The 4,119-nt window shown below is 72.7% G+C and carries 2 protein-coding genes and 1 pseudogene; 1 reads left to right on the forward strand and 2 read right to left on the reverse strand.

The window, feature by feature from the left end:
* Positions 1 to 1,604 (reverse strand): ABC transporter ATP-binding protein (locus ACQKIP_RS36490; RefSeq protein ID WP_427745126.1); only part of this gene is annotated, 1,604 nt, incomplete at its 3' end.
* Positions 1,601 to 3,445, reverse strand: a complete 1,845-nt coding sequence (locus tag ACQKIP_RS36495; RefSeq protein ID WP_365854450.1) for an ABC transporter ATP-binding protein — start codon at positions 3,443 to 3,445, stop codon at positions 1,601 to 1,603. The genes ACQKIP_RS36495 and ACQKIP_RS36490, both read right to left, overlap by 4 nt.
* 265 nt (positions 3,446 to 3,710) lie before the next feature.
* On the opposite strand from ACQKIP_RS36495, the pseudogene ACQKIP_RS36500 reads away from it, so the two are divergent.
* Positions 3,711 to 4,119 (forward strand): annotated as a pseudogene (locus tag ACQKIP_RS36500) (hypothetical protein); the annotation flags it as partial.

The following is a 4,119-nucleotide window of genomic DNA, read 5'->3' on the forward strand; positions in this document are numbered from 1 at the left end:
AGGGAGCGTTCCAGGTGGCGTGCCGCGCGCGGGTCGAGCAGGGAGGTCGCCTCGTCCAGGACCAGCGTGTGCGGGTCGGCGAGGACCAGGCGGGCCAGCGCGATCTGCTGGGCCTGTGCCGGGGTGAGGGCGAAGCCGCCCGAGCCCACCTCGGTGTCCAGGCCTTCGCCCAGCGCCCTGGCCCAGCTGTCCGCGTCGACCGCGCCGAGCGCCGCCCACAGTTCGGCGTCCCGCGCCCCGGTCCTGGCGAGCAGGAGATTGTCGCGCAGGGAGCCCACGAAGACATGGTGCTCCTGGTTGACCAGCGCGACGTGGGCGCGGACCTCCTCGGCGGGCATCGCCGACAGTTCCGCCCCGCCCAGCGTCACGCGACCGTTGCGCGGGGCGTAGATCCCGGCGAGCAGCCTGCCGAGCGTGGACTTGCCCGCGCCGGACGGGCCGACCAGGGCGACGCGTGAACCCGGCTCGACGGCCAGGGACACCTCGCGCAGGACGTCGACGCCCGCGCGGTAGCCGAAGTGCACGTCGTCCGCGAGCACGTCGCGTCCCTCGGGAGCGACGGCGGTGTCGCCCGCGTCCGGTTCGATGTCCCGCACGCCCACCAGGCGGGCGAGCGAGACCTGGGCGACCTGCAGCTCGTCGTACCAGCGCAGGATGATGCCCAGCGGATCGACCAGCATCTGCGCGATCAGCGCGCCCGTGGCCAGCTGGCCGACGCCGATCCAGCCCTGCAGGACGAACACGCCGCCGACCATCAGGACGGAGCAGAGCACGAGGGTATGGGTGAAGGTGATGACCGGGAAGAGCACGGAGCGCAGGTAGAGCGTGTGCCGCTCCCACGCGGTCCACTCCTTGACGCGCCGCTCGGACAGCTGCACGCGGCGCTCGCCCAGCCGGTGCGCCTCCACGGTCCGTCCCGCGTCGATGGTCTCGGCGAGGGCGGCGGCCACGGCGGCGTACCCGGCGGCCTCCGAACGGTAGGCCGAGGGCGCCCGCTTGAAGTACCAGCGGCAGCCGACGACAAGCAGCGGCACGGCGATGAGGATGGCGGGGGCCAGCGGCGGCGCGGTCACGGCGAGCCCGCCGATCAGGAGCGCGGCCCACACCACGCCGATCGCGAGCTGCGGCACCGCTTCGCGCATGGCGTTGGCGAGCCGGTCGACGTCCGTGGTGATCCGCGACAGCAGATCACCCGTCCCGGCCCGCTCCAGCACACCCGGCGGCAGCCCCACCGAGCGCACGAGGAAGTCCTCGCGCAGATCGGCCAGCATCCGCTCGCCGAGCATCGCCCCGCGCAGCCGTACCTGGTGGACGAAGAAGGCCTGCACGACAAGGGCGACGGCAAAGATCCCGATGGTGCGCCCCAGATGGAGGTCGCGTGCGGTGTCCGACACGTTCTCGACCAGATCGCCCAGCAGGTAGGGACCGGCCATGGAGGCGATCACGGCGCAGGTGTTGACCGTGATGAGCAGGGCGAAGGCCCGGCGGTGCCGCTTGACCAGTTCGCGTACGTAGGCTCCGACCGTCGCGGGTGCGCCGACGGGCAGGGTGTCCGCGGTGGTCGGGGCCGCCGGGTCGTACTCCGGTGGCGCAAGCCCGATCATGCCGTCTCCTCGATGTCTGTCCCGGTCTTGATGCCGGTGGCCGTGCCGGATCTGATGCCGGCCCGGATGCCGTCGTGCGCCTGCGGCGCCTGCTCCTGGTCCGTCTCGCGCGTGACGACCGCCCGGTAGCGCGGCTCGCTGTGCACCAGCGCGCGGTGTTCGCCGACCGCGGCGACCTCGCCCCCGTGCAGGAAGACCACGCGCTCGGCCCGGTCGAGCAGCAGCGGCGACGACGTGAGGACCACGGTGGTACGGCCCTTGCGCAGCCCCTTGATGCCCTCGGCGACCCGCGCCTCGGTGTGCGAGTCGACGGCGGAGGTCGGCTCGTCGAGCACCAGAACCTCCCGGTCGGTGATCAACGACCGGGCCAGGGCGAGGCGTTGGCGCTGGCCGCCCGACAGGGAGCGCCCGCGCTCGGTGACGTGGGCGTCCAGCGGGGCCTCGTCCACCGAGGCCTGCGCCAGGGCGTCCAGGACGTCGGCGCACTGCGCGGCCTGGAGGGCCTCGTCGGCGTCGACGGCTCCCGACGCGGGTACGTCGAGCAGGCCGCGCAGGGTGCCGGAGAGCAGTACCGGGTCCTTGTCCTGTACGAGGACGGCGGTGCGGGCGGTGGCAAGGGGCACCTCGTCGAGCGCCACCCCGCCCAGGAGCACGGAGGGCAGTTCCTCCGCGCCGTCGAACGCGGCGTGCCCGCCGAGGCGTTCGGCGAGCCGTCCCGCCTCGTCGGGGTCGCCGCACACGACGGCCGTGAACCGGCCCGAGGGGGCGAGGAGCCCGGTCGCCGGGTCGTAGAGATCCCCCGAGGGGGCCTCCGTGCGGTCCTGGTGTTCGCCCCCGGCGTGTGTCGTGCGCTGGAGCGAGAGCACCCGGGCGGCGCGCTTGGCGGAGGGGCGCGAGAAGCTGTAGGCCATCGCGATCTCCTCGAAGTGCCGCAGCGGGTAGGTCATGAGGGTGACCGTGCTGTAGACGGTGACCAGTTCGCCGACGGTGATGCGTCCTTCGCGGGCCAGGTTCACGCCGTGCCAGACGACCACGATCAGGAGCAGCCCCGGCAGCAGTACCTGGACCGCCGAGATCACCGCCCACATCCGGGCGCTGCGCACGGCGGCCGTCCGCACTTCCTGCGAGGCGCGGCGGTAGCGGTCGAGGAAGAGTTCCTCGCCGCCGATGCCCCGCAGCACCCGCAGGCCCGCCACGGTGTCGGAGGCCAGTTCGGTCGCCCGCCCGGCCTTCTCCCGCTGGTGGTCGGCCCGCCGGGTGGCGCGCGGCAGCAGCGGCAGGACGGCAAGCGCGAGCACGGGGACGCCGACGGCGACGACGAAGCCGAGGGCGGGCTGGTAGACGACCACGCCCACGCAGACGAGCACGACCGTGAGCGCGGCCGCCGCGAACCGCGAGGCCGCCTCCACGAACCAGCCGATCTTTTCGACGTCACCGGTGGATACCGCGACCACTTCACCGGCGGCGACGCGCCGCGTGAGGGCCGAGCCGAGCTGCGCGGTCTTGCGGGCGAGCAGCTGCTGGACGCGCGCGGCCGCGGTGATCCAGTTGGTGACCGCCGTGCGGTGCAGCATGGTGTCGCCCAGGGCGATGGCGATGCCGGACAGGGTCATCATCACGCCCGCCACGGCGAGCCGTCCCCCGTCGCGGTCGATCACGGCCTGTACGGCGATGCCGACGAGGTAGGGGAGCACCGCGATGGAGCCGAAGTGCAGCAGGCCCCAGGCGAGTGACTTCAGCTGGCCGCCCAGCTGGTTTCGCCCGAGCCAGCGCAGGAAGTGAGGGCCCGACCGGGCATCCGGCATGCCCGGGTCGGTGAAGGGTAGATCGCGAATCTGCATGACGTGTGACGTCCCGGGGGTCGGTGTCGGAGAGGCGGACCGTCGGTTCGGCGGAGCGTGCCGGCGTGAACGGACGGTGGTGGACGGAGGGGGGAAGGGGAGCCGCGGCAGAGGCGGCAAGCTGCGGTAACAGGCCGTGAAAGGTTCGCCTCGGACGGTGGTGCGAGGCAAACGATTTTCCGTCGGAGAGTAAAGATTCGGCCCCTTCTCCACCGCGGGCCGGGCGTCGGGCGGGCTCGCGTGAACCGGGTGCGACCATGGACGGATGCGTATAGCTGGTGCGGTGCGAGCGGTGGCTGCCTTCGCGGCCTGCGGTGTTCTTCTCACGTCCTGCGGAAGTGCGGACGACGGGGCGGACGCCGGAGGGAAGAAGGGCGGGGGCACGGACCAGGCGAAGGGTGCCGAGCCGACGACTGACCTCAAGCGCATCCCCGAGGTGGGCGACCGCCTCCAGGACAAGATCCCGGCGAACTCCCGGCAGGTCGTCGCCGTGTACGGGGAGGGCGAGGACTCGGCCGATTCCACCGTCGTCCTGTACACGAAGTCCGGCTCGACCTGGGACAAGACCCGCAGCTGGGCCGCGCACAACGGCAAGAAGGGCTGGACGACCGACCACCGCGAGAACGACAAGCGCAGCCCGGTCGGTGTCTACACCCTGACCGACGCGGGCGGTG

This window comes from Streptomyces sp. NPDC059900 (genome assembly GCF_050270335.1).
GTDB lineage: Bacteria > Actinomycetota > Actinomycetes > Streptomycetales > Streptomycetaceae > Streptomyces.

What these genes read in the sequence shown, in the direction of transcription:
- ACQKIP_RS36495 (WP_365854450.1), bottom strand. Translation starts at nt 3,445, where the DNA reads ATGCAGATTCGCGATCTACCCTTCACCGACCCGGGCATGCCGGATGCC.